Consider the following 23,684-nt stretch of genomic DNA (forward strand, 5'->3'; position numbering starts at 1 on the left):
TGTTAACCTTTCGTTAACCATATATCCGGAACCTCCAGCCCTGGGGCTTTCCGCAATCACTTACGGAAGGAAAACAGCATGAGGCTCGTGACACTGTCGGGAAGAATTATGGAGAACAGCCACCATACCTTGATCGTGATGAGAGATGGCAGCACCTGTCAGGCGGTCTGCGTGGTCAATGTCAGCGCGATTGGCGATATTCGTTCCAAGCTTACGATGCTTGAGAGGATTGCCAGCCGCAAGCTCGATGGCGGAGAATTGGCATTCGACGGTCACATTTGGATCACCGCTTCCGATCTGCCCGAGAGGACAGATGCCGTGCCGCATTGATCATCGTTGATCGTACTTGCCCCAAAAGGCCCAACATCTAGATAAGTTGCGGCACCTGCGGAAGGGGCCGGACGAGGTTTGACTTGCGATGAAGCGTAACGGCAAGATCGTCGAAGCTGTCGAGGGGGACACGGCGGTGAGGGAGCACTGTGGAACCCACACCCTGGTCAATGACAGTGATCTCGAGGTGCGGTCGGGCGAAATCCATCATCTGGCCGAGCGGTTTGCACGAAACGACCCTGCCAGTGCATCGGCGATGCTCGTGGCTGCTGAAGCCGTTGCGGCTCGGATCAAGTTGCCTGTTTCAATGGCCAAACTTCAACGACGCCATGCGCAACCGCACAGGGCACGCACGAAACCTTTTTGATAGCTTCGCTCAGGTCGGCAGCTTCGATGATGGCGAAACCGGCGATCGGCAAGGCGGACGACATGAACGGTCCATCGCGGGTTTCCACGCCGTGAGCGTCTGGATTGCGAACCTGCACCGGTTCGCCAGCGATCCCCATCACAGCGCCGTCGGACCGAAGTTTGGCGTCCTGGGCGTGCGCGGCGTCTCTGGCGGACTTGGCCGTGCGGTCGTAGTCGGCCGGATCGCCATATCCGATTGTGATGAACTTGGGCATTGTCTCGTCTCCTTTCAGTCACGAAACCACCGAGGGTCCGTCCTCGAACATGATGCCCCGCAGGAACACCACTTCACGGAACGCCTCTGCGGCCATTTCAATCGGGCAAATGGATCACACCTCCGTCCCCGCAGGATCGCAAATCTGCTTGCATAATGCAACCGGAGTCTGACGCGCCGGAGTTTGTGCAGATGGCCGACGATCAGTCTTTGATCGCAAAAGGCGACGCGAAAAAAGTCAACCTTACCCGGCTTCGAATTCTCAACGTTTTCAGCCTAGTCCGCCGATCTGTTAATTTGAACGCTCAGACGGAGCTTCAACTGTATCCGTATGAGAAGCGGCCATTTGCGATTCTGTGAAATCCTTCAAAGCGCTTGCCGCGTCTTGCTCGCTGCATCGCGGCAAGTCTGCAGAATGTCCTCTTTCTGCAAGCTGCGAGTGGTCCCGCAGACAAAGCACTGGAACATCTCTCTCGTCTCCATGCCCGAGATTGTGAGTCTCTCGCGCATGCCGCACCTCGGGCACTGAATTTGAAAGCTGTCGGAGAGATCCACGGCTGCCTCCCGCTTGCTTCAGAGTTGAACAATCAACTGGCTCACCGAAAGGTAATTTGGAGCGATCGAAAGCCCGTTACCCGCAAGATCCCGATGTAATCGCGCACCCGCAGCTTTCTACGAAATCCCGGTCCGGAGGCGATCCTGTCGCATGCGGAAGGCAACCAAGCAGGCCGGTGAGTGCGATCTCACCCGGCTTCCGTTCGCCCCCAAGGTGATCGCTTAGGCCTATGCACATCACACGCGCCGTGAAGCCAAAGTCACTGCCATTTGCCAGCGGCTCGGACTAGATCGGGCCGTCGACGATCACCAATGCACGGCCCTGCGAGCAATTCTCGATGCGGGCATTGACCTGGTAGATTTCCTGCAACATCGGAGTGGTGATGACGCTTGCGGTCTTGCCGCTTGCAACCATTGTTCCATTGGCTATGACGATGGTGTTTTCGCAATAACGCAGGGCATGGTTGAGGTCGTGAAGCGCGATGAGAACGATCATGCCTTTGCGGCGAGCAAGGTTGGAAACAAAACTCAGCACGTCAACCTGGCGGTGAAGGTCAAGAGCCGAGGTCGGTTCGTCCATCAGCAGCACTTCGGGCTTGCGGATTAGCGCTTGGGCGAGGGAGACCAACTGGCGCTGTCCGCCGGAAAGTTCGCCGAGGCCGCGAAACGCAAGCGCGTCGATCCGTAGTGCCTTCAAAATGATGTCGATTTCATCGAGCTCGTCATTGTGAACGCGCCAGCCGCTGCCTTGCTTTGCAGATAGGAGAATAGATTCATATACCGTCAAGACAGCGTTTGCGCCGGTGTCCTGCGGCATGTAGCAGATGCTCGTTTGCGCGCGCTCGGTGTCAGACAGATGGACGAGACCTGGCCCGGGAATAAGCGACGCTATGCGTTTGAAAAGTGTCGACTTGCCCGCAGCGTTCGGGCCAATCACGGCGGTCATACTGCCTTTTTCCAGAATGTCGGTACTGACGCCGGAAAGGACAGAACTGCGGCCATACATGGCGCCGACTTTATCAAGTGCAAGCGCTACCATGCGCGCCTCCGATTGCTGAAGATCAGGACGAAGAAGAACGGTACGCCGATGAGGGCGGTGATCACACCGATCGGCAAAATCGCACCAGGGATGATCATCTTACTGACGACCGATGTCGCCGAGAGCAGCAGCGCGCCGCAAATAACCGAGCCCGGCAGGAAGAAGCGCTGGTCCTCGCCGACGAGCATGCGGGCGATATGGGGTCCGACCAGGCCGACAAAGCCAATAGTGCCCACGAACGACACCGGGATGGCAGCAAGCAGGCTGACGATCATCATCGTCTGCAGGCGCAGTCGACGCACGTTCACGCCCATGCTGGCTGCCTTATCATCGCCGAGACGAAGCGCCGTCAATGCCCAGGCGTCCTTCATCAGGAACGGGACCATCGCAACCAGAATGGCCCCAGTAAAGTAAACCTTCGGCCAGGTCGCCTTGGTGAGGCTGCCCATTGTCCAGAACACCACCGCTGCGAGCGCCTGTTCAGAGGCCAGATATTCCAGCAAGGAAAGTGCGGCGTTGAACGTGAAGACAAGCGCAATGCCGAGAAGCACGATCGTTTCGACGCTGACGCCGCGCATTGTCGAGGCGAAATGGATGAAGAGGGCTGCCACCATCGCCATCAGGAAGGCATTGAGTGGAACCATGTACTGGATCGCTGCCGGAAACAGCGCGACGCCACCGACCAATGCCAACGCAGCGCCGAAACTGGCTGCAGCGGAAATCCCGAGCGTGAAAGGGCTGGCAAGCGGATTGGAAAGGATCGTCTGCATTTGGGCGCCCGCAACCGATAGGGAGGCGCCTACCGTCACTGCCATCAATGCAATCGGCATGCGGATATCCCAAACGATGACGCGCAGCTGTTGCGCGACGGCGGCCGGGTCGAGCATTGCCGACAGGACGTCCGAAAGTGGGTAATTTGCCGGCCCGAGCGCCATGTCGAGCGATATGCTGAAGCACAATGCAATGACAAGCAAGCTCAAGATGGCAATGCGGCGAAAAGCGAGGGCGCGATATAGAACGCGTCCTGTTGAATTGGTGGTCGCAGCCTCGATGGCCATGGATCATTCATCCTTGAGCGAGACGAAGTATCCCGGCTTGTAATCGAGCGGCAGGAAGCGCGCGTGCAGTTCCTTGAATGTCGCTTCGGGGTCAAGGTCGGCAAACAGTTCCGGATGCAGCCACTTGGCGATCTCCTGGATTGCAACGAACTGATACGGATTGTTATAGAACTGATGCCAGATGGCGTGGACATTGCCGTCCGCGACAGCCTTGACGCCGGTAAAGGCTGGACGCTTGGTCAGCGCTTCAAGCTTGCGATGGGCTTCCTTCAGATCGGCACCGTAGCCGACACCGACCCAGGCACCCCCTGGAACATACTTGTCCCAGTTGCCGCCGGTAATGATGATCTGGTCCGGATTGGAGGCAATCACCTGCTCCGGATTGACCGTACCGAAGGTGCCGGGGATGATGTCCTTTGCGATGTTGATGCCACCGGCGATCTCGACCATCTTGCCGAAATTCTCGTTGCCAAACGACATGCAGCAATCATCGGAATATCCACCGGCACGCTCGACGAACACCAGCGGTTTCTTCGGGTCGGCCTTCGCCAGCACGCCCGTGACCCGCTCGATGCTGTCGGCGCGGAACTTGATGAAGTCTTCGGCGATTGATTCCTTGCCCATCAGCTTGCCCATGATGCGCATGCTCGGCTCGGTGTTTTCCATCGGCTTTTCACGGAAGTCGACATAGACCAGTGGGATGCCGACCTTGCCGAGCTTTTCGATGTAACCAGCTTCTTCCGTGGCAGTCTTGGCGTCGACGTTCATGAGGATCACGTCGGGCTTAAGCGCGACGGCTTGTTCGATGTCGAAGGTCCCGTCCTTCATGCCGCCAAACGTCGGCAGCTTGGCGATTTCTGGGTATTTTGCCAGATAGGCTTCGTAGGATTCAGGGTCGGCTTTCGGCAGGTCGTCGCGCCAGCCTACAACGTGTTCGAACGGAGCTTGCCTGTCGAGCGCAGCAAGGAAATAGATCTGCCGGCCTTCGCCGAGAATCATGTTCTTGACCGGAGCTTCAACTTCGACGTCGCGTCCGGTCACGTCCTTGATGGTAATCTTGTCGGCGAAAGCCGGCCAGGTAGCGGTGGCAAGTAGACCCATTGCAAGTGCGGCTGCTTTGGCTTTAATGCGCATCGAATTTCACTCCGTGGAAACTGCGATGCCTGTATTATTTTATGACTTTAACAGTCAAGTTATATCTATTAGAACCATTTTAATCTCATGCAATCAGGATCGAGCAGGATGAACACAGGAGCGGCTGCGGGCCACAATTTTGGGCTGCGGGACGAGATTAAAACCTATTGGTCGGCGCGTGCGGCGACTTTCGATCAATCGCCCGGACATGAGATCTTTTCAGAAGAGGAACGCCAGGCCTGGCACAATTTGATCATCAGGCACCTCGCTCGAGGAGAAGGACGTCACGCATTGGATCTGGCGTGCGGCACTGGGGTCATATCGCATCTCATGGACGATTTAGGTTACAAGGTCACAGGCCTTGATTGGGCAGAGCCGATGCTGGAACGGGCCCGGGCAAAGGCGAAGACGCGTGGACGAGCGATTGAGTTTCGCATCGCCGATGCTGAAAATACCATGGAACCGGATGAAAGCTATGATGTCGTGGTAACACGTCATCTCGTTTGGACACTCGTCGATCCGAGGCAGGCATTTGCGGAATGGTTGAGGGTCTTGAAGCCTGGCGGAACCTTGCTTGTCGTTGATGGTGACTTCGTCAACCTCAGTATGGCGGAGCGTGTGGTGAAGACAGCAGCAGAATTGCTCCAGCAGTTGGGATTGACGAAAGCGGACCAGGTCCCCGCGCCGGCGGGCATGGCCGAAATTCACAACCGCATCCTGTCGCAGGTGCATTTCTCAGAAGGCGCGCGCGCTGAGGATGTTGCTGCCCTGATCCAGAATACCGGGTTTGCGAACGTAACCGTCGATACTGATCTGAAGGCAATCTATCGTGCCCAATCGAAGCACTTAAGTTACCTGAAAGGGCTTTCTCGCGGATTGCAACACCGATACGCGATCGTCGCCCGTAAACCGTCAAGGGACCTCTAGATATCATCTGCTGAGCACGCATCTCTCGCCACGAGGTTGACTAGATGTGGGCGGCATGGCTTCCGCATCGAGAGTGGGGTGCAATAATTCAAGAAAAAAGATTGTTTGATCCGACTATCGTTCGAAGGCCGGAAATCCCAAGCCCATGCGGCGAAGGATGCGGCAACTGCCAGTCGGCGACGCCGCGCGCGGGTTTTCGCTCAGCTCCTGATTGCGATGCGCTTGACCTGCGACGCGCCTTATCAATCTTTGGCAAGATTACGCTCGCGTTTTCCTCATAGTCGTATCCTCCTTGAAAGCAAGATGGATACAAGGTGACGCCGAGAGCGGCTGACGCCCCCTGGACTTATGCCGATCGCTCTGCGGCGACCCCATCAGGAAAAATTTACGCTCCTAACGACAGGTGACAGCAAGTGGCACCAATGATCGGCCAAGCGTAATCCGCCGCTGTGGATGAAACCCGGCGACGTTCTCGAAGTCGACAATGCAAGGAGTGCATGAAAATACAATCATCGACGAGGGAGCTTATTCCATAGTCAGAGTTTCAGAAGGCCGAGCGTTCCTGGTGCTTGGACGCTCGGCTATCTTGCGTTATGCTCATCGAGCAACTACCAGTTGTCGGCCGGTCTTGGGTTTGCTGGATCACCGTAAAATACAGACGGGAGTGCCTTCGCGAGGAATGAAAACTCCGAATGGCAATGGCGCATCAGGCCCAGTCCGATTTCGTCCGGGACGGCATGGCCGCCCTTGTCGCTATCGAGACCAAGAACGAATCTGCTTCGCAGAACGAGGCCATCGGGCGTGTCCCGTGTGACGTGCATCATCCGGCCGCTTATTGGAATTCCATGCTCGTCAATCTCAACATCATCGCCAAAGCCAATTCCGGCGTAGAAAAGTGCGGATACGCCGCCCACCCGCTTTGCGGCATCGATGTCCGTGGCACTGAAGTATGCGGCTGGGCTTAGGAATTTGATGGTTGCTTTGATCGGAGGAACCTCTCCTAGCGACTCCGTCGCCCTGATCGTCGCGCCGATGTAGTTCTCACCTCTTTTCCAAAACTCGTCCCAACCGAAATGGCGCTTGTGATCAATGGGGTGCCACCAGCGAAGGTGTTCGTCGGTTTCAAAATACTTGAACCACCATTCCAGCATCGCTCCATCGCACCCTGGCATTATCGTTCTGCAGGCGACCGTGAGAGTGCCGGAGGCGAAGCGCTCGATCCCCATTTCGAGTCTAATTGGGTCGGCACGCAGCAGTTCGACAGGGATTGCTGATTCCAAATCATGTTGCATTTCCAATCTCCCATATTTAGGAAACGTGTGGCGTTTCCTAAATATGATCGGTATACCGTTCGTACGACGTTGGTCAAGGAGATCAAGATTTGGAAAAGCGAGCGAGAGGGCGTCCGGCCCGTAATCGGCTTGAGGTGGAACGCAATATTCTCCAAGCCTCTACCCAGCTTCTGTTTGACCAGGGATTTGCCAAGTTCAGCATCGATGCAGTCTCGCGTAGCGCAGGAGTTGCCAAAAAGACTGTTTACGCTATGGCGACCAATCGTGAGGAACTAGTCGGGAAAATCGTAGCGTCCTGGACTGAGCAACTCCAAACCGGTGGAGATCCCCGGCCGGGCGAGGCGCGTCCTGATCCGGGGAGCCTGCGGGCGCTATTGAGCAGGATTTACCGGATCGCCCTATCCAAGGAAGCTGTAGCACTTTTCCGTCTCATCTGTGCTGACAAGGAGGGTCGAGAACGGCTCGCAGAAATTTATAATCGAAACGGGGTCGAGCGAGGAGTGCAGGCCGTGGCGAACTGGCTGCGCGAGTACGAAGCCGATGTCCCACCATGTGATGTCAACCGATCTGCCCGGATGATCCTTGCTGCTCTTGTTGCTGAGCCCTTGCGCAGGGCCGCTATCGGCCTTGAAACACCATGGAACGATACCGACGAGGAGGTCGCGGCATGGGTTGGAGAATGCATGGATTTTTACGCACCCATAATGTTCAAAGAGTTAGGCACTGCACCATAGCGGCCTCGTGGCGTGTCGCGGACGCCGAGGCGGTGTCAAGGCAAGCATGGCGCTGAACCAGATGGTTTACGGCTCCCCGGCCGCGATTGCGAACCGCTAGATATAGACCGAAAGCTGTAATCTTAAGAACTGGCCAGCGCTATGCCCCGCAGCCAGTTGGGTGGTGTGTGCCAAGCGAATCTGCGGTTCTAGCCAGCACAGCCTAATGCGACTCCCGACGGCCCGACGTGTCGTGCGCCTAACGGCGCTCACCAAGCCCTACTCGCGGCGCCGTAAGCCGATCCTGTCCTTTACGGGCCGTTTGACTTTGAAAAGCGCGGCTTCATCTCGTGGGCAAGATCATCAAGATACTCAAGCGCTTCACCCGTTGCGATCGCGGAGTTTGTGCTGCCATCGTCTGCCGAACGGCGTATGTCGCTCCTGGCTGCTTCCAATGCACTTTCGATGAAGGCATGAGGATCCTGGCTGTGCGCCGCAGCCCATTGAAGGAGGCGACAGATCAGCTGCTCATTGACGCGTATAGCGGTGATCGCGTGGCTGAGCATCAGGTTCATCTTATGGGCTTTGTCGGCTGTGATCCTTCGTGCCATCGGGTGGTCTTTCAACTTTGCGGGTGAAGGTCTGCGCCGCGACTTTCGAAAATCCAACTGCCTACGCCGGAATTTGTTCCGTCCGCCAGTGGCTAAAATCCTCGTGTGAACCGAGGGCGTAACGGGGGCTTCTTCGAAGAGTGGTAGCGAACTTCGTGCTATCGATCCTATCCCTGTGCGTCACGCCAGGCATTTATTGGTATCCTTTCCGCAACGCCGTCGTTGATGGCGAGCACACTATCGAAGAAGTCTGCTCCTTCTTCTGACTGGATGGACGAGGTATCGTGCATAACGGCAACTACGATCGCCTCTGGACAATGGTCCTTGATCGATTGGTGAAACGACTGCGCCGCCTGGCCATCAAGTGCGCTCGTCGCTTCGTCAAGGAATAGCAGATCCGGCCTTAGCAGAAGAATTTTCGCAAGGACGAGTTTTTGTTTTTCACCCCCCGACAGGAGTTTGTCCCAGTTCTGCCCATCGCGTCCATCGCTCAAAAGCTCCTCCCCGAACTCTCCGAGGCCGGCGCCTTCCAAGGCCGCCACTACAGAGGCGTCGGTGTGCGCGTCAGCCCGGTCTGGCAAACAAATGAGATCCTTCAGGCAAATACTCTGAAGCTTCACGTCCTGTGCGGCATAGAGGCTCTTTCCGGTCTCTGGCGTCGTGATCGTGCCGCGGCCGTGCGCCCAGAGACCATTTACCGCCTTGATAAGCGAGGTTTTGCCACTTCCGGATTCTCCCACGACTAAAATCCATTCTCCGGGAACGAAGCGCAGCTGGTCAGCGACCAAGAATGGCTCGTCATCACCCGTGTGCAGGAGCTCAATCCGCTCGATGGTCAAACCGAGCGCAGCATCCTGGGTCTTGTATTCGAACACTGAGGGACCGCTGCGAGCATAATAATCCTGCGGCTGCTGAACCGCTTCGACCGCTTGCGCAAGTTCGGTGATTCTGCGTGCGTCGGCCCTTAACGTCGCAATATCGGGCATCGCATGGATGAACCAGGAACATTCGTTGATGAGCGCTGTCGCCAGCTCGGCGCCGGTGACGTAATCCTGCAAGCTGATCGTTTTGTCGACATAGGGGATCAGTCCGGGCGCATAGGCGACGATACGCGATCCTAGGAAATTATGCACCAGCTCGAAGCCCATGTAACCGGCGGTCACGCGATTAAGGCTCGCCCAAGTGTTGTCAATCTCGCGATATCGGCGCCCGTTGATGGCTCTCTGTGCCGGTTCGCCCTTGATGACTGCAACATGAAAACTACGGTGCAACAATTGGTTCAGTTCGCCACGATAACTCCCCTCTGCGGATTGAATGCGCACGGATAGGCCTTGCATCACACTGCCGAGCTTGGCTGCGACGAATGTATTGAGTGGCACGTAGATCGCGATAGCCAGCAATGTCAGACAGGCGGTACCGTAGCTACCCAGAAACTCAATTCCACTGACGGGGCTCGAGGTTTCGATCAGTTTTGTCCCGACAAATCCCAGCGATAGCACAACGCCGGCGATTCCCACGCCAAGGCCGATCGCGCCACCCGTCATGCCCTTTATGGCTTCCTGTACCCTCTGATCGATGTTGTCGGGCGATGAAGTGTCCTGGCCCGTCGTCGCCCCGAACCCGTTTTGCTGAAGATGAAAATGGGTATGGTTGGAATCGAGCAAGGCCTGGTTAAAGCGTGCGTCAAGCCATTGGCGCCATTTCCGATGGAGCGTGGTCGAAAAGAAGTGACGGACCGCAGTAAATCCCGCATCCCTAGTGATCGCGATCGCGGCCAGGGTCGCCGCGGTAGTCAGCAGCGACGAAGGTGTGGTGGGCACGGTTGGATGGTGGAAGTTGGCAATCCGATTGACGAGCTCGCCGGACGTCAAAGCGAACCAGACGCTCGCTTGAGCCGACAAACCGGTGAGTAGAAGGATGAGGAACGTTAAGCCCCAGGCCTCGCGCCACCGTTCAGATAGCCAATAAGCCAGCAATAGGCCCCAGAAGCTGCGCATTGAGGAAACAGGGCTGCTCCGGCGTCGGCGTTTTCCGCGGAGGGGCCATCTTACCAGTGCTGTTGCTCGTTGTGCGTTGCTGCGCACGACCTCGCTCAAACTCATCTTGATGAATTGGGGCGCCGATCAGACTTTGTCAATTCGGTAGTCGAGAGGCCGGCCGGTTCCGCTGCTGCTGGCCGGGTTTGACGACCGACGTCGGGAACTATCGTGCTCGCGAGCTGTTGGTGCCTAAAAGGAGAATACCGATGACACGAGATATTAGAAGCTCGACATTTTACGTCCTGGAACAGCACGACGCCTCCAGCTCCACCGATGCGATTCCTGTCAGTTTTGAAGAGGCTTTCGAGCAGGCCAAAAAGCTCACTGCAAGCGGCCGTGCCGTTCACGTCCTTTATACCGACGACGCTACTCAGATGCAGTTGACCCGCTTTGCCGAGGCCGGCATCAGAACGAGCCTCGCTCCGCAAGGATAAGACAAACAGCGACGCGCGGAAATGGGAGGCCGTTGAAATGAATGCGCGCGCTTACAGCATCTTCGGCCATTTCTGAGAAGCGTGCATCACAGTAATGATTTCAATGTCCTTGTCGAACCCGAAAAGGGATTATTGTAAGGAATATCGGATAATACAATTTCGCGCGTGCCTGCGATGCGACCGATGCGTCCCAGCTGCCGGCAGCTCTGCTAGCATATCGACAGACGCTACGAGACGGGCAACGACCCGTGCAGCAGCATCTGGATCGTCATGTTCGATGTACGCACCGATTTCGTCAAGCCGCTGCAACGCCCGCACGGTCCAGCGGATGCGCCTCTGCTTCATGACCGAGAAGCCGCCTTGACGTATTTGCCGATCACGCGTGCCACGTCGTCCTCACAAGCGAATTCACCTCGGTCCGCCTCGGCAATACCAGCTTCCATTTCCGCAATCTGGCACTCTTCGCGTGATACGAAATCTTCAATAGCCTGTGCGGCCATGTAGGAGCGGGAACGGTCGAGTTTTTGGGCAAGTTGGTTTAGACGGTCGGCAACTTCGTCCGGGACGCGGATTGTAAATGCTGCCATGAGGGGACCTTTCAGGTTCACTTTGAATATATTTGAACCACTCTGTTCGTAAAGGTTCAAGGGATCCTTCTTGCAGAGTTTTCGTGTGCGATGATCGTAACGCTAATGACAGCCGGCGACGCCGGGTTGCCCGTCGAGAAATTGGTCCGGTTTACGAATGCGGTCACACGCGCCTTGTCGGCCTGATGGGGGACCGCCCGAAACGAGGGATCGACAGCTTCCAGGATACCCAAGATCGGAGGCAGACTGTCATCGACCTCCTGTGAGATCGCGAAATCGATAACCAGGTTGCATTGCCAGTCTGCATTGCCGTCGCGGGCAACCGGACGCCGACGCTCCCGAATCGCGTCCAGCATCCTTTCATCGGACAGCCTATTTGCGCGTCAGGCTGAAGGAGAAATGGCTGCCGCGATGATAGTCAAGCGCGTAGTTCACCGGGATGCCGGCTGCGTTGAAGCAGGTTTCGGTGATGAGCAGGGCTGGCCCGAAATCCCTGAGGTCATGGCGCGCGACGACGTCATCGGGAAGCATGATGGAGGATACCCTTGCGGCGGACATACGCGGGCGGCTGCCTCGTTCCTCGAGCAGGTCCATCAGCGATCCGCTCCAGTCGAGGTCGTAGAGCTTCGCCGGGATAATGCTGCGCGGAACGTAGTCGATACAGTACAGGATCGGCTCGTCCTCATGCAAACGGATGCGCTCGATGCGGATCACGCGACCGGTGGGTGGGAGATGCAAGCTATCAGCGACGCGCGCGTCGGGTGTTTCCTCGGAAATCGACAGCACCTTGTTGACGGTCGTATAACCGTAGTGGCGCGCCATGTCCGTGACGCTCTCGAAGACCGTGATCGGGCGATCGACCTTCACGGCCGAGAGCGCCGAAACGAAACGGCCGCGACCGTGCTCAACATAGATGACGTCGTCCTGTTCGAGCAGCTTCAGTGCTTCGCGAAGCGCCGGGCGGGAAATTTTGAAACGCTGCGTGAGCTGCGCTTCTGTGGGCAGCTTGTCCCCGGGTTTCAGCCCCTCCAACCGGATGAGATCGGCAATCCTGTCCCGAAGCTGAATGGCCAGGGTGCGCGAGTCGCGAAGGGGCTCCTGCACTTAAACGCCTCATGTCGTCGTTGATCGTTCAATTGTTCTTGTCTGACAAATCCTTGCCGGTCAAGTGTACGAAGCCCGGCTTTGGACAGCGCGTCCGCCTCGCTTCACGTTTGTTTCCGTAGATCGCGGAAAAGCCGCCTTGACAGATATTCCTGATGATGTCAGTTGTCTTACAACTATCTCATGTAGACACCGAGAACAGAACCATGCTGAATTTTGACGAACAGAGATTCCTGCGTATCCAGTCCGGCGCAATCGCGCTGCAGAGCCGCCTGGAAACAGTGATCGTATCCTGTCTTTCGGCCGGCGCAGAGAACATTTTCTTCCTCGGCACCGGCGGCGCTGCGATCCTGATGCAGCCTGCAGTTCAGTTGCTGCAACAGCGCTCACGCTTTCCCACCTTCATCGACATGCCGGCGGAACTGGTGCTCGCAGGCTCGGCGCAGCTGACGGACAAGTCGATCGTCGTCATGCCGTCGCTGTCCGGGACGACGAAGGAAAGTGTAGCCCTTCTCTCCAGCCTGAAGGAAATCGGCGCGACAGTTGTTACCCTGGTCGGCCATCAGGAGACTCCGCTCGGCAGGGGCGGGGACCACGTCTTCGTCAACTTTGCCGAGGACGATACGTCCTGCGAATCCTTCTATCTGCAGTCGCTGTTCATTGCGCTCGCGATCCTGAACCATCGTGGCGAGATCGAAAATTACGCCGAGATCGTCAGCCAGCTCTCCGGCATGCCGGCGCTGCTGTTGGAGGTGAAACGAGCCTATGAGCCCAAGGCAGAGGCCTTTGCCAAGATCCTCGCCGCCTCGGACTACCACATCATTACCGGCGCCGGGAACGTCTGGCCGGAAGCGTTCTATTACGGCATGTGCATCCTCGAGGAGATGCAGTGGATCCGCACCCGTCCCGTGCATGCGTCCGATTTTTTCCATGGCACGCTCGAACTCGTCGAAAAGGGCGTCAGTGTCATTCTCTTCAAGGGTGAGGATGCGGCACGCCCGCTTGCCGAACGCGTCCAGAACTTTGCGCCGGGCTACACCGACAAGCTTACCGTTCTCGACACTGCCGAGTTCGAACTGCCCGGCGTTTCGGCCGATGTGCGGGCGCTGGTGTCGCCGGTGCTGATGGCGACTGTGCTGGAGCGCATCAGCGCCCATCTTGAAGTCCTGCGCAATCATCCTCTCACGACAAGGCGTTACTACAAGCGCGTCGCCTACTGATATTGCTGCTTGCCGCTATAATCCGGAGCTGCGAATGCGCATCATCGCGTTCGCGGCTTCCGCGTCCTATCCCGAGATGCGCATGAAAACCCTCCGCTTCGCCGCCGTCGGCGACAATTGCATAGACCGGTTCCAGCCTCCGCTTTCGCAATCGCTGGTTGGCGGCAACGCTGTCAACGTTGCGGTACAGCTCGCCCGGCTCGGCCATGGCTCGCACTATTTCGGTGCCGTCGGTTCGGATCCGGCCGGACAGCGAACGCGACATCTCCTGGCTGACAACGGTGTCGACGTAACCCACATACAGGAACGTTTCGGCGTCACCGCCTATACCGAGATAGACGTGCTTCCCTCCGGCGAGCGTGTCTTCGCTTTCGAGGATTTCGGCGTCTGCGCCGGCTACAAGCCGGACGCGGACGAAATTGCTGTCCTCAAGACCATGGATCACGTGCATCTCGGCTGGATGGACGATGAAGGCGTGGTGCGTCGCACGCTCGCCGATGCCGGGGTCAGTGTGTCCCAGGATGTGTCCGTCAATGCCGATCCCGTCAATCTGGGAACCGAAGGTCTGACGATCGCCTTTGGTTCCGCCGGCGACGACGACGCAACGGCCAAAGACTTGCTGCGCCGCCTGCTGGAATGCGGCGTGCCGCTTGCTGTCGTTACCCGAGGCAGCAAGGGAGCCGTGGTCAGCGATGGAAGACAAACTGTTTCGATCGGCATCCGGCCGGTCGAGGTGGTCGACACGACCGGTGCCGGCGACAGCTTCGTTGCCGGCTTTCTCGCAGCCCGTGTTGCAAGTCTGCCGCTGCCTGATTGCCTTGCGGCCGGGCGCGATCAGGCCGCAATGACCTGCATGCATGTTGGCGGTTTTCCGCAGGTGCCGCAGCCGCTCTGACGGGTCGGGCGATGCACGCCAGACGGGGACACCAGGCTGGCGCGGTAACAGCCGCAGCCTTCGGCCGATTGCGAAAGACTGGATTTACAGTGCCACGAGGACGGCGGCGGTTACAAGAAAGGTCGCCTTAGGCGCCGGCAACCCCCCATGCCATGACCTTCACGATGGCACCAGTGGGCGGAGAAGATCGCGAGGGCAACAACAAGAAGATCCACGGCTGTTCGGCGGCACGATGGATGCGCCGCCGCGGGTCGTGGGCGGGCGCATCAACGGGCATTGAAGCGGCCGAAACGTTCCTCGATGCGAGACTGGGCGTATTCCAGGCCGATCGAAAGGATCCAATAGATCATCGAAGCGGTGATCAGCATCTCGATGTGACGGAACTCCGTCTGGCCCTGGGTGCGGGCGAGATACATGATTTCCCAGACGCCGACTACGGAGACGAGTGAGGAGTCCTTCAGCATGGCGATGAACTGGTTTCCGGTCGGAGGAATGATGACACGCATCGCCTGCGGCAGGATTACGAGCGCCAGGGTCTGGTTGGGGCTGAGCCCGAGCGCGGTGGCGCCTTCCGTTTGGCCGCGTGAAATGCTCTGGATGCCGGCGCGGAAGATTTCCGTCATGTAGGCGCCGTAGCACAGCGAAAGCGCCAGGATCCCGGCAGGCACCGCGCCGATCACATAGCCGACCTGTGGCAGGCCGAGATAGATGATGTAGATCTGCATCAGCAGCGGCAGGCCGCGAAACAGCGAGGTGTAGAAGGTGGCGAGGCCGTAGATGACACCGTTGCTGGACAACTTGGCGATTGCGCCCGCCAACGCGATGACCGTCGCGATCACGATGGAGATCGCGGAAATGTAGAGCGTCGTCACCACGCCCTGTGAAATGAGAAAGCCGATCTTCTTGGCGATGAACGCGAAGGACAGATCGAACGAGTAGAAGAAGAGCATCAGAAGAACGAAAAGCTCAAGCCAGACGCCGACCACCTGCTGGCGCCGTGACAGCTGACGCAATGCCTTCCAGTTGGCGGCAACGATGAGCGCGATCAGGAGAGACGAAGCCAGCCGTCCCATGGTGGGGTTTTCGCCAAGCCAACCGGCCGTGGCGGGCAAGACATGGCCGATCCAGGCGGAGCTGACACCGAGCATATAGAGCGCAAGGACCACCAGGGTGAGGATCAGCAGCGCTCCGGCACGGCGCGAGGCCTCGGGATAGATTAGTATCAATCGACCGATCATGGTTTAGACCTTTCCCGTCTTCTCAGGCGGCGCGCTCGCGCCACCAATCCTGTGCCTGGAGCTTCCAATAAGTGAGCTGGGCGACGGCAAGCCCGGCAAGCCCGCCCGCCCAGACGAGGCCGAACGGTTCATAGAGCTTGTAGCGTTCTGTCTCACCGAGAATGCCTTCGGCGATGACCTTGCCGCCGATCGCCGTCGTGTTGAGGCCGTGCCCGCCGAAGGCAGTGCAATACCACACACCGGGGCTCATGCGCCCGATCTGGGGCATCAAATGGCGGGCGTAGGACATCAGGCCGGACCAGGCAATTTCGGTCTTCAACCCGGCGAGTTGCGGATAGGTGCCGACCATTTCGGCCCGCAGTTCGCGCACGAGCGCGTCGCTCGAGGCTGCGCGAGTGGTGATGCGACCGCCCCACAAGAGGCGCCGGCCGCCATCGATCACGCGGTAGTAGTCGCCCGCGCGCCGGTTGTCGCCGATGGCATCCTTCGTTGCGATCGCCGATGCGATAAGATCTGGTGCATCCTCGCTGACCATGACGTATGTTGCAATCGGCAGGAAAGAGCGCTTCAATTTTCCGTTGAGCGATCCGGTGTAACCACCTGTCGTGAAGACGACATCGCGGGCGGTCACGTGTCCACCTGCGGTTTTCACCCGCTTCTGGGCGCCTGCCAGGTCCACGGATTGTACCGCTGACATTTCGCAGATGCGGCCGCCAAGGCGTTCGATTTCGCGGGCGATAGCGCGCAGATAGTTCAGCGGGTGCATGTGGAACGCATTGCCGTTGCGCAATGCCTGGAAATACCGGTCTGACTTGAGGGTCGCGCGGACCGCTTCGCGATTCATGAATTCGAGTTCGTAGCCATAGCGCCGGCTGGTGTCTTCCGCATAGGCCTTGAGGCTTGCAGCATTGTCGTAGCGCAGCACGCTCATCAGGCCGGGTTGCGGCTGAGCGTCATCGATCGATAGGTCGCGGATGTTTTCGCGGATGAACTCCATGCCTTCGATCGACAGCAGATGGAGACTACGGGCTGCTTCTTCGCCGGTGATACGCGCGATTTCGTCGCCGTCGGTTGCATAGCCCGGGCTGACGAAGCCGCCATTTCGGCCGGATGCGCCGTAACCAACGCTTTCGGCTTCCAGAACCGTAACGCTTTTGCCGGCTCGCGCCAGTTGCAGGGCCGTCGACAGCCCCGCGAGGCCGCCGCCGACGATCACGACGTCGCAATCGTTCGAGTTTGACAGCGAAGGACGCGCAGTCAGATCTACCATGGTGCGTTTATAATAGGTATCAGGATATGTCATGCTGTCCGGCTCCCCCAGATGCTTAGTGCGGCGTGAGACAGATCGGCCCACGCCGCCATGTCGTCAGTCCGTGCTGTAGTCCTTGCCGTACCACTTGGTCGTCAACGTGCTGAGAGTGCCGTCCTTCTTCATCTCCTCGATGATGCTGCCGACCTTTGCCGTCCACTCCGGATCGACTTTTTCAGCGATCACGACGAGCGGCTCGCGGAAGGCATATTCACCTTCCAGGCTGCGGAGCGGATAGCCATTCTTGATGGCATTGAGGGCCGTTTGCTCAGGCGCGATCACCGCGTCGAGGCGCACGCCGCTACCAAGCCGAAGATCGTCGAACGGCAGCATGGAATCGGCAAAGGTTCGCACTTCGCCCGGCTCCAGTTTGTATTCGATCGGCGGCAGGCCAGGCGCGTCGATTTCCAGTCGGCGGTTGATGAAGTCTTCCGACGTCGTCGCGGTCTCGACGCCGATGACTTTGCCGTTGAGGTCAGCAACTGACTTCGCGTCACTGTCCTTGTGCACGACATAGACATAGGGGCTGTAGTAGTAGATGCCGACAAAATCGATGACCTGCGCGCGCGCTTTGGTCGGCGTTACAGAACCGACGCCGAGATCGTAGCGTCCTTGCCAGCGGCCGCCGGTCAGCGTTGCCCAGTCTGGCGTCTCGAAGCTCACTTCGACGCCGAGGCGCTTAGCGATTTCGCGGGAGACATCGATATCGAAGCCGACCATCTCGTTGCTGTCGTCCAGATAACTCTGGGGTGGCCAGCCGCTGTTGGTGGCGACGACCATTGCCTTTTTTTCCATAACGCGGTCGAGCGTCTGCCCGGCATGGGCAGACGCGGCCGCGGCGACGAATGCGGCGCCTACGGCCAATCGTACAAAGAGCTTCCTCACATGATCCTCCTATTCGATCCGTCAGCCATGATCCCCTGTTATGTAAGATGTCTGACAACCGAATGTGTCAGTGCTTGTATTCTCGAGTCAAGGCCGTCGAGCCGACGAAATCATGAAAGGTTCAGATGGAATCATATCTTTCCGTGATGAGTGGCAACCTAAAGAAGCAGCATTCGAAATCGTCCCAGAGCTTTGGCCGTGACGGTCACTTTTGCCATTTGGGGCCGAGGAACGCGAAAGTCAGCCGCGGTCTCCGAGGAGATTCAAGATCAAGGAGATCAATCTCCAATTTCATCGCATCCTGGATGCGCTCGTCAAACAACCGGTGAGGCCGAACGGGCCCGGGCGACATCACGACGAGGCCAGGATGGCGCTCACTTGAACCGGCAATTCAATCTCTGATCTCTCGCGGCGGTAAGCCTTCGATTATTATCCGTTCTGATCGGTGTCTTGGCATTCACCTTGCGCCGGCTTTTTCCGCCAAGAAGTGATCTGCGTCGTTATCCAAGGTTCATGCAAAGCGAAACCTGCGCGCCGCGTCTCAAACCCTGCTTTGCCAGACCGTGCACAAGTGTGACTATCAGGCGAGCTCGATTGGGCCTAAAGGATGCCAAGTGAGCAAGCGCCACCGTTAGAGGCGATCGCGTGGGATACCAAGGACGGGCGCGACCGGGTAAATGGCTGCCGAAGCTCGGCCATGCCGTTTCCGCGCATCTAGGGGCTCGGCCTGATCGACGTCAAGCCGCTAATCACCCATACTCTGCCACGGCCCGATGCGCTCAAGGCTTTCGATATTGGCTCGGAGAAGGGCGAGGAAGGCGCAGATCGATTTTAGCGGATATGCGAAGCGACGAAACCATTTGGGAGGAACCATGAGCATCCAACTCTTCGACCTGTCAGGCAAACGCGCCCTCATTACGGGCTCCTCGCAGGGCATCGGCCATGCGCTGGCACACGGGCTGGCAGCGGCAGGCGCCGAGATCATTCTTAATGGACGCGACGAGGAAAAGCTGAAGGCTGCCGCCGAAGGCCTCGGGGCAAGGCATACACTTGCGTTCGACGCCACGGATCATGATGCTGTGCGGGTGGCCATTGACACCTTCGAGGCGGAGGTCGGCGCAATCGACATCCTCGTCAACAATGCCGGAATGCAGCACCGCATGCCGCTGGAAGATTTTCCGGCCGATGCATTCGAGCGGCTCCTGAAGACGAATGTTTCGACCGTGTTCAACGTCGGTCAGGCGGTTGCGCGCCACATGATTGAGCGCGGCGCTGGCAAGATTATCAACATTGCCAGCGTGCAAACAGCGCTCGCTCGCCCTGGCATTGCACCCTATACGGCTACGAAGGGCGCGGTCGGCAACCTGACCAAAGGCATGGCGGCCGACTGGGCGAAGTACGGTCTGCAATGCAACGCCATCGCACCAGGCTATTTCGACACGCCGCTGAACGCCGCCCTCGTCGCGGATCCGACCTTTTCCGCCTGGCTGAAAAAGCGCACGCCGGCCGGTCGCTGGGGCAAGGTCGAGGAACTCGTCGGCGCCTGCATCTTTTTGTCTTCGGACGCTTCCTCCTTTGTAAACGGCCACGTCCTCTACGTCGACGGCGGTATCACAGCCTCGTTGTGAGGCCGACGCGCCCGGGCGCGAGCTCCCCGCCACTGGTCATCTCGGTACAGGTGGTTTCATTGGCAAAGGCTGGCTTGCAGTACAACGCGTTCTTTCCGGAATGGATGTGTACAGCCGTTCCATCGCGCCACAGATTGCGCACCCGGCCTGGCTGGACAAGCACTATAAGGCGATATCTAACCAATTTGATCTCGAACGCCTGGTTTTCGGCGGCCGGCGCGCCCTTTGCATGTAGCGCCAGGCAAGGCCCGACGCGGATCGCGATGCTTGTGCGGCCGCAATGGTTGCGGCCTAAGCCGCCCGAGCGCTGCGGTTCGTTAGCACCGATCCGCGTGACTGAAAGAAGGAAACCGTGCGGGTGGGCCAGAGACCCCCAAACCTCACCGGACCTCAACGGATCAAATTGGCTTGCGCGTGGTTGGGCACAGACTTTCGAACTGTGGAGGCCCCGATGAAAGCTCTGACCTGGCATGGCAAACACGATATCCGCTGCGAAAGCGTGCCTGACCCACAAATCCAAGAGGGTAGGGATGCCATCATCAAGGTCACGGCCTGTGCTATTTGCGGCTCCGACCTGCATCTGTTCAATGGCGTGATGCCGGACATGCACAGTGGCGATATCATGGGGCACGAAACCATGGGCGAGGTCGTCGAGGTCGGCAAGGACAATAGCAAATTGAAAGTGGGCGACCGTGTCGTTGTTCCCTTTACGATCTCCTGCGGTGAATGCTTTTTTTGCAAACGCGGGTTCTTTTCCGGCTGCGAGAGAAGCAATCCAGATCGCGCCAAGGTCACAAAGATGTGGGGAAACTCACCGGCGGGGCTGTTTGGTTACACCCATCTTTTGGGCGGATATAGCGGCGGGCAGGCTGAATATCTACGTGTGCCCTATGCCGACGTAGGGCCAATCAAGGTGCCGGATGAATTGACCGATGAGCAAGTCTTGTTTCTTTCCGATATTTTCCCGACCGGCTACATGGCAGCGGACTTCTGCGACATTCTGCCAGGTGACACGATCGCGATTTGGGGTTGCGGCCCGGTTGGGCAGATGGCAATCAAATCGGCCTTTATCTTGGGTGCCGGCCGGGTCATCGCCATCGATACAGTGCCTGAGCGGCTTGCCTTAGCAGAGCGGTCAGGCGCCATCATACTCGATTTCATGGACAAGGATATCTACGACCGGGTCATGGAGTTGACCAATGGCCGGGGTGCTGATTCCTGCATCGATGCCGTGGGCACAGAGGCTGATGCGGCCGCGAGTTGGGATTCGCGCATCGACCGGATCAAAGTGGCAACCTTCATGGGTACGGACCGGCCTCATGTGCTACGCCAGGCAATCCATTGCTGTCGAAACTTTGGCACTGTCTCCATCGTCGGGGTTTATGGAGGGTTCCTTGACAAGATTCCCATGGGATCAGCCATCAATCGGGGTTTGACCTTCAAGATGGCGCAGACGCCTGTCCAGCGTTATCTGCCGCTGTTGATGGAGCGCATCGAAAAGGGTGAGATCGATCCCTCCTTCATCATCACCCACCGAGCGTCCTTGGAAAAGGGACCTGACCTCTACAAGACCTTCCGCGACAAGCAGGACGGCTGCATCAAGGTCGTCCTTAAGCCCTAAAGCCAAAGACCATGGCGGTGGCACCTGGCAGAACGCGCAAGAAGGCCTGCGCTAAAGCCACTTCGACCGTGATCGTCGATCGTCCTGGCCCGAGGAGCAATAAGGTTATGATCTATAATGACGCTACTTCCCGATTTGCGCGGCAATGGCGGCGCGCTTTCGGGTTCCAAGGGTCCGGTCGGCGCGGGTCGTCAATCGGTAGCAAACGACGTTCGAGGCATGCGGCGGCCGCATTGAATGTCCTGCATCAGTTTGAAGAGCCATAACCTTTGATCCCGTGAGAGGATGAAGATGTCAAAATCCTCAAGAGCTAGGTCCAACGTTTCCTCTACCAGGGCCGCTGCTGAAGTCGGATTGGAGCACATCCCGCGGGCCCATGTCCTCAGGTCCGGCATGATGTCTTTGACCTTCATCTCCCTCACCATGATCGTCATGAGAAGCCTTTCAAACGCGAGAGTGATCACGCCCAACTTCCCGAAAGCAGCATTGTTCCTAAGCTAATGAGGCTCGTGGAGGATCGGGAAAATCAGGTGCCCGACCAATCAATTGCGGCGATGGTCCACGATGCTGGAAGCGCAGACCATCGAACCGGTGGTGTAGCTGTGCATCCGGTCCCGACTTGCTCATCACTCCAAAGTCAATCGATCCACTATGCGGCGTCTTGAAATTTCGCCTTGTCGGCGTCAAGTTTTCTTGGGTTCTTTTTTCATCCGGTGTGTAGATGCGAATGGAGGATTTCATGCTCTGCCCGGAATTGGTTTCTATGACGCCCGTTCATCGGATCTCGATTACCAGCTTAACGGTTATGGTCTCACCACTGCGCATATCCTCTATCGCATTCCGATTTCGAATCCGTCCTGCAGGCCCATGTCTGGCAGGACTACGATTTGGCTCCCGATTTCCCGCAATTGCATAGGTTCCTCGACTTCTGGCAGGCCAATCTTGAAGGTCCGCTGCACTCTGTCCGCTATTCGTATCAGCGTCTGATCGGGCTTGAACGGAATTAGTTACTCCCTGGCCATGTGCTCTCGAGGATCGATGAGCTTGATCGGGAAACCAGAGATTTACCGCTGGTCTGAAGGCCGAAAATTTTCCCAGCCATCGCTCTTGAATCCGAAATTCGCGAAAACCAGATCAATTGTCGCCGGCCGCTGCGATCAGGGCTGGCTTTGCTGGGAGCCCCGTCTTTCGGCGCTTCCGTACCCATGTTGCTCAAGGAGGATATGGCTATGGCAACATCTTACGACTACGCACCGCTGTTCCGCTCGAGCATCGGCTTCGACCGGATCTTCAATCTTTTGGAAGATGCGCAGCGCGGCCGCTCGATCAGCGACTGGCCGCCCTATGACATCGTCAAGACCGGCGAGGACAGCTACCGGATTTCGATCGTAGTGGCCGGCTTCGCGCAGGACGATCTTGACTTGACCTTTCAGTCCAACCTGCTGGCCGTGACCGGCAAGAGGCAGGAACCTTCCACGGACGGCTATCTGCATCGTGGCATTGCCGGCCGCCCGTTTGAACACCGGTTTGAGCTTGCCGACCATGTCAAGGTGACTGGCGCGGATCTGAAGAACGGTCTTCTGTCCATCGATCTCGTTCGAGAAATCCCGGAGGCACTGAAGCCGAGGAAAATCTCCATCCAGAGTGAACAATCTCTGGCGCCATCAGCCGCTCCGGCACAAATCAAAGCGGACAGGGCTGCTTGAGAAGCTGTGAGGGGGCGCCGATGCGTCGGCGCCCTATGACACTTCGGGTCAGGAAGGAGAGAGACGATGAAACCCGATATGTTCAAAGCGCCCGTATCCATTCTCGTTGGCCTCGGTTTTCCCGCAGAGGTTCGCAGCGTCCTCGAGGCCTACCGCTATCTCTCCGAGTGTCCGACGTCACTCAGAGACACGGCACATTCTGTTGCGTTAAGGGCATGTGGAGCCGCGCTTCGCGGCGAGATAGAAGCAGAGACCGCGCGTGGCTTGTTCGCCGCCTTTGCAGAGAAACATGATATGCTGACGCCGGACACCAAATCCATCGTTGCGTTTCGCCTGCCGCGCGATAGAGATCCGCACGTGCGTTGAGTGGCCCAATGATACACAAGACTCTGGAAAACGCGGTCAACAATGCGATGACGAAAGGACCAACAGTTCTGGCCTTGCAAGGTCTGGCGTTTCAACGGCCAATCGACGTTGTGATGGCACCTGCACTTTCTGTCGATGACAAGCGCGCGATCCTCGCTGCCTGGGCTTCGGACTATTACGCGATAGACTCACAACCGGCCCTGCGTCAAATTCCGGGAACACCTGAACCGGTTCCTATTGACGAGGTTCAGCGCGCTTTGGCAGAACTCGATTGTCGTTACCAAGCCTGACGGCATTTCCAGGAGGGGAGCCAGTAGCGACGAGGAAGGGCTCGCAGCTCTGCCGTCGGGTGCTGGCCAACCCGAAACCTG

At 57.9% G+C, this 23,684-nt stretch carries 24 protein-coding genes and 3 pseudogenes; 12 read left to right on the top strand and 15 right to left on the bottom strand.

The features are described 5' to 3' along the window. Positions 1-78 precede the first annotated feature (78 nt). Positions 79-330 (top strand): hypothetical protein, encoded by a 252-nt coding sequence (locus tag ASD00_RS23450; RefSeq protein ID WP_063963335.1) that lies wholly within the window; start codon positions 79-81, stop codon positions 328-330. Between the two features lie 290 nt (positions 331-620). Here the strand turns inward: ASD00_RS23450 and ASD00_RS23455 are convergent, their stop codons facing one another. The 4 genes from ASD00_RS23455 to ASD00_RS23480 form a co-directional block, all read right to left on the bottom strand. After that, positions 621-953 (bottom strand): YciI family protein, encoded by a 333-nt coding sequence (locus tag ASD00_RS23455; RefSeq protein WP_057209260.1) that lies wholly within the window; start codon positions 951-953, stop codon positions 621-623. 840 nt (positions 954-1,793) lie between these two features. Continuing rightward, entirely contained in the window at positions 1,794-2,546 is a 753-nt protein-coding gene (locus ASD00_RS23470; RefSeq protein WP_057209268.1) for an ABC transporter ATP-binding protein, read from the bottom strand. After that, entirely contained in the window at positions 2,540-3,604 is a 1,065-nt protein-coding gene (locus tag ASD00_RS23475; RefSeq protein WP_057209271.1) for an iron ABC transporter permease, read from the bottom strand. The genes ASD00_RS23470 and ASD00_RS23475 overlap by 7 nt, the downstream gene beginning before the upstream one ends. Positions 3,605-3,607: 3 nt before the next feature. Next, positions 3,608-4,738 (bottom strand): ABC transporter substrate-binding protein, encoded by a 1,131-nt coding sequence (locus tag ASD00_RS23480; protein WP_057209274.1) that lies wholly within the window; start codon positions 4,736-4,738, stop codon positions 3,608-3,610. Between the two features lie 108 nt (positions 4,739-4,846). On the opposite strand from ASD00_RS23480, the gene ASD00_RS23485 reads away from it, so the two are divergent. After that, a complete protein-coding gene (locus tag ASD00_RS23485) occupies positions 4,847-5,665 on the top strand; it encodes a class I SAM-dependent methyltransferase (protein ID WP_057209277.1) in 819 nt (272 codons plus the stop codon). 608 nt (positions 5,666-6,273) lie between these two features. Here the strand turns inward: ASD00_RS23485 and ASD00_RS23490 are convergent. Then, positions 6,274-6,957 (bottom strand): hypothetical protein, encoded by a 684-nt coding sequence (locus tag ASD00_RS23490; protein ID WP_057209280.1) that lies wholly within the window; start codon positions 6,955-6,957, stop codon positions 6,274-6,276. A gap of 89 nt (positions 6,958-7,046) precedes the next feature. Here ASD00_RS23490 and ASD00_RS23495 point away from each other — a divergent pair, with 89 nt between their 5' ends. Then, positions 7,047-7,691, top strand: a complete 645-nt coding sequence (locus tag ASD00_RS23495) for a TetR/AcrR family transcriptional regulator (RefSeq protein WP_057209283.1) — start codon at positions 7,047-7,049, stop codon at positions 7,689-7,691. Positions 7,692-7,981: 290 nt separating this feature from the next. Here the strand turns inward: ASD00_RS23495 and ASD00_RS23500 are convergent, their stop codons facing one another. Beyond that, complete coding sequence (locus ASD00_RS23500; RefSeq protein WP_146160880.1) at positions 7,982-8,245, bottom strand: hypothetical protein; 264 nt, start codon at positions 8,243-8,245, stop codon at positions 7,982-7,984. A 203-nt stretch (positions 8,246-8,448) separates the two neighbouring features. After that, a complete protein-coding gene (locus ASD00_RS23505) occupies positions 8,449-10,278 on the bottom strand; it encodes an ATP-binding cassette domain-containing protein (RefSeq protein WP_057209287.1) in 1,830 nt (609 codons plus the stop codon). Positions 10,279-10,526: 248 nt separating this feature from the next. On the opposite strand from ASD00_RS23505, the gene ASD00_RS23510 reads away from it, so the two are divergent. Beyond that, complete coding sequence (locus ASD00_RS23510) at positions 10,527-10,754, top strand: hypothetical protein (RefSeq protein WP_057209292.1); 228 nt, start codon at positions 10,527-10,529, stop codon at positions 10,752-10,754. A gap of 51 nt (positions 10,755-10,805) precedes the next feature. On the opposite strand, the pseudogene ASD00_RS39170 reads toward ASD00_RS23510, so the two are convergent. The 4 genes and pseudogenes from ASD00_RS39170 to ASD00_RS23525 all read right to left on the bottom strand — a co-directional run bounded on the left by ASD00_RS39170 (position 10,806) and on the right by ASD00_RS23525 (position 12,445). Further along, positions 10,806-11,099: pseudogene (locus ASD00_RS39170) on the bottom strand (type II toxin-antitoxin system RelE/ParE family toxin). Continuing rightward, a complete protein-coding gene (locus tag ASD00_RS23515; RefSeq protein WP_057209295.1) occupies positions 11,096-11,341 on the bottom strand; it encodes a CopG family ribbon-helix-helix protein in 246 nt (81 codons plus the stop codon). The pseudogene ASD00_RS39170 and the gene ASD00_RS23515 overlap by 4 nt, the downstream one beginning before the upstream one ends. A 149-nt stretch (positions 11,342-11,490) precedes the next feature. Then, positions 11,491-11,681 (bottom strand): annotated as a pseudogene (locus tag ASD00_RS23520) (GSU2403 family nucleotidyltransferase fold protein); the annotation flags it as partial. A gap of 32 nt (positions 11,682-11,713) precedes the next feature. Further along, positions 11,714-12,445 (bottom strand): GntR family transcriptional regulator, encoded by a 732-nt coding sequence (locus ASD00_RS23525; RefSeq protein ID WP_057209303.1) that lies wholly within the window; start codon positions 12,443-12,445, stop codon positions 11,714-11,716. Positions 12,446-12,651: 206 nt separating this feature from the next. Here ASD00_RS23525 and ASD00_RS23530 point away from each other — a divergent pair, with 206 nt between their 5' ends. After that, entirely contained in the window at positions 12,652-13,665 is a 1,014-nt protein-coding gene (locus tag ASD00_RS23530; RefSeq protein ID WP_057209306.1) for an SIS domain-containing protein, read from the top strand. A gap of 82 nt (positions 13,666-13,747) precedes the next feature. Next, positions 13,748-14,560 carry a PfkB family carbohydrate kinase gene (locus tag ASD00_RS23535; RefSeq protein ID WP_057209384.1) on the top strand — a complete coding sequence of 271 codons (813 nt, stop codon included), beginning with the start codon at positions 13,748-13,750 and terminating at the stop codon, positions 14,558-14,560. Between the two features lie 266 nt (positions 14,561-14,826). On the opposite strand, the gene ASD00_RS23540 is transcribed toward ASD00_RS23535, so the two are convergent. From ASD00_RS23540 to ASD00_RS23550, 3 genes are all read right to left on the bottom strand, one after another. Continuing rightward, a complete protein-coding gene (locus tag ASD00_RS23540; RefSeq protein ID WP_057209309.1) occupies positions 14,827-15,798 on the bottom strand; it encodes an amino acid ABC transporter permease in 972 nt (323 codons plus the stop codon). Between the two features lie 22 nt (positions 15,799-15,820). Then, positions 15,821-17,101, bottom strand: coding sequence for an FAD-binding oxidoreductase (locus ASD00_RS23545; RefSeq protein ID WP_107027287.1), 1,281 nt, complete (start codon positions 17,099-17,101; stop codon positions 15,821-15,823). A gap of 63 nt (positions 17,102-17,164) precedes the next feature. Continuing rightward, positions 17,165-17,992, bottom strand: a complete 828-nt coding sequence (locus tag ASD00_RS23550; protein WP_057209312.1) for a transporter substrate-binding domain-containing protein — start codon at positions 17,990-17,992, stop codon at positions 17,165-17,167. An 872-nt stretch (positions 17,993-18,864) separates the two neighbouring features. On the opposite strand from ASD00_RS23550, the gene ASD00_RS23555 reads away from it, so the two are divergent. Further along, complete coding sequence (locus ASD00_RS23555; RefSeq protein WP_057209315.1) at positions 18,865-19,620, top strand: SDR family oxidoreductase; 756 nt, start codon at positions 18,865-18,867, stop codon at positions 19,618-19,620. Between the two features lie 451 nt (positions 19,621-20,071). Continuing rightward, on the top strand, positions 20,072-21,241 hold the full coding sequence (locus tag ASD00_RS23560; protein WP_057209317.1) for a zinc-dependent alcohol dehydrogenase: 1,170 nt from the start codon (positions 20,072-20,074) through the stop codon (positions 21,239-21,241). Positions 21,242-21,432: 191 nt separating this feature from the next. Here ASD00_RS23560 and ASD00_RS23565 read toward each other — a convergent pair whose 3' ends face one another. Then, positions 21,433-21,705 carry a hypothetical protein gene (locus tag ASD00_RS23565; RefSeq protein WP_057209320.1) on the bottom strand — a complete coding sequence of 91 codons (273 nt, stop codon included), beginning with the start codon at positions 21,703-21,705 and terminating at the stop codon, positions 21,433-21,435. A 289-nt stretch (positions 21,706-21,994) separates the two neighbouring features. Here ASD00_RS23565 and ASD00_RS39175 point away from each other — a divergent pair. The 4 genes and pseudogenes from ASD00_RS39175 (at position 21,995) to ASD00_RS23580 (ending at position 23,603) form a co-directional block, all read left to right on the top strand. Then, a pseudogene (locus ASD00_RS39175) lies at positions 21,995-22,248 on the top strand (aspartate-semialdehyde dehydrogenase). 222 nt (positions 22,249-22,470) lie between these two features. Further along, on the top strand, positions 22,471-22,947 hold the full coding sequence (locus ASD00_RS23570; RefSeq protein WP_057209322.1) for an Hsp20 family protein: 477 nt from the start codon (positions 22,471-22,473) through the stop codon (positions 22,945-22,947). 66 nt (positions 22,948-23,013) lie between these two features. Further along, entirely contained in the window at positions 23,014-23,313 is a 300-nt protein-coding gene (locus tag ASD00_RS23575; RefSeq protein ID WP_057209325.1) for a DUF982 domain-containing protein, read from the top strand. Positions 23,314-23,321: 8 nt separating this feature from the next. Further along, positions 23,322-23,603 (top strand): hypothetical protein, encoded by a 282-nt coding sequence (locus ASD00_RS23580; RefSeq protein ID WP_057209328.1) that lies wholly within the window; start codon positions 23,322-23,324, stop codon positions 23,601-23,603. The last annotated feature ends 81 nt before the right edge of the window (positions 23,604-23,684 follow it).

This window comes from Ensifer sp. Root31 (assembly GCF_001424825.1).
Taxonomy (GTDB): Bacteria; Pseudomonadota; Alphaproteobacteria; order Rhizobiales; family Rhizobiaceae; genus Ensifer; species Ensifer canadensis.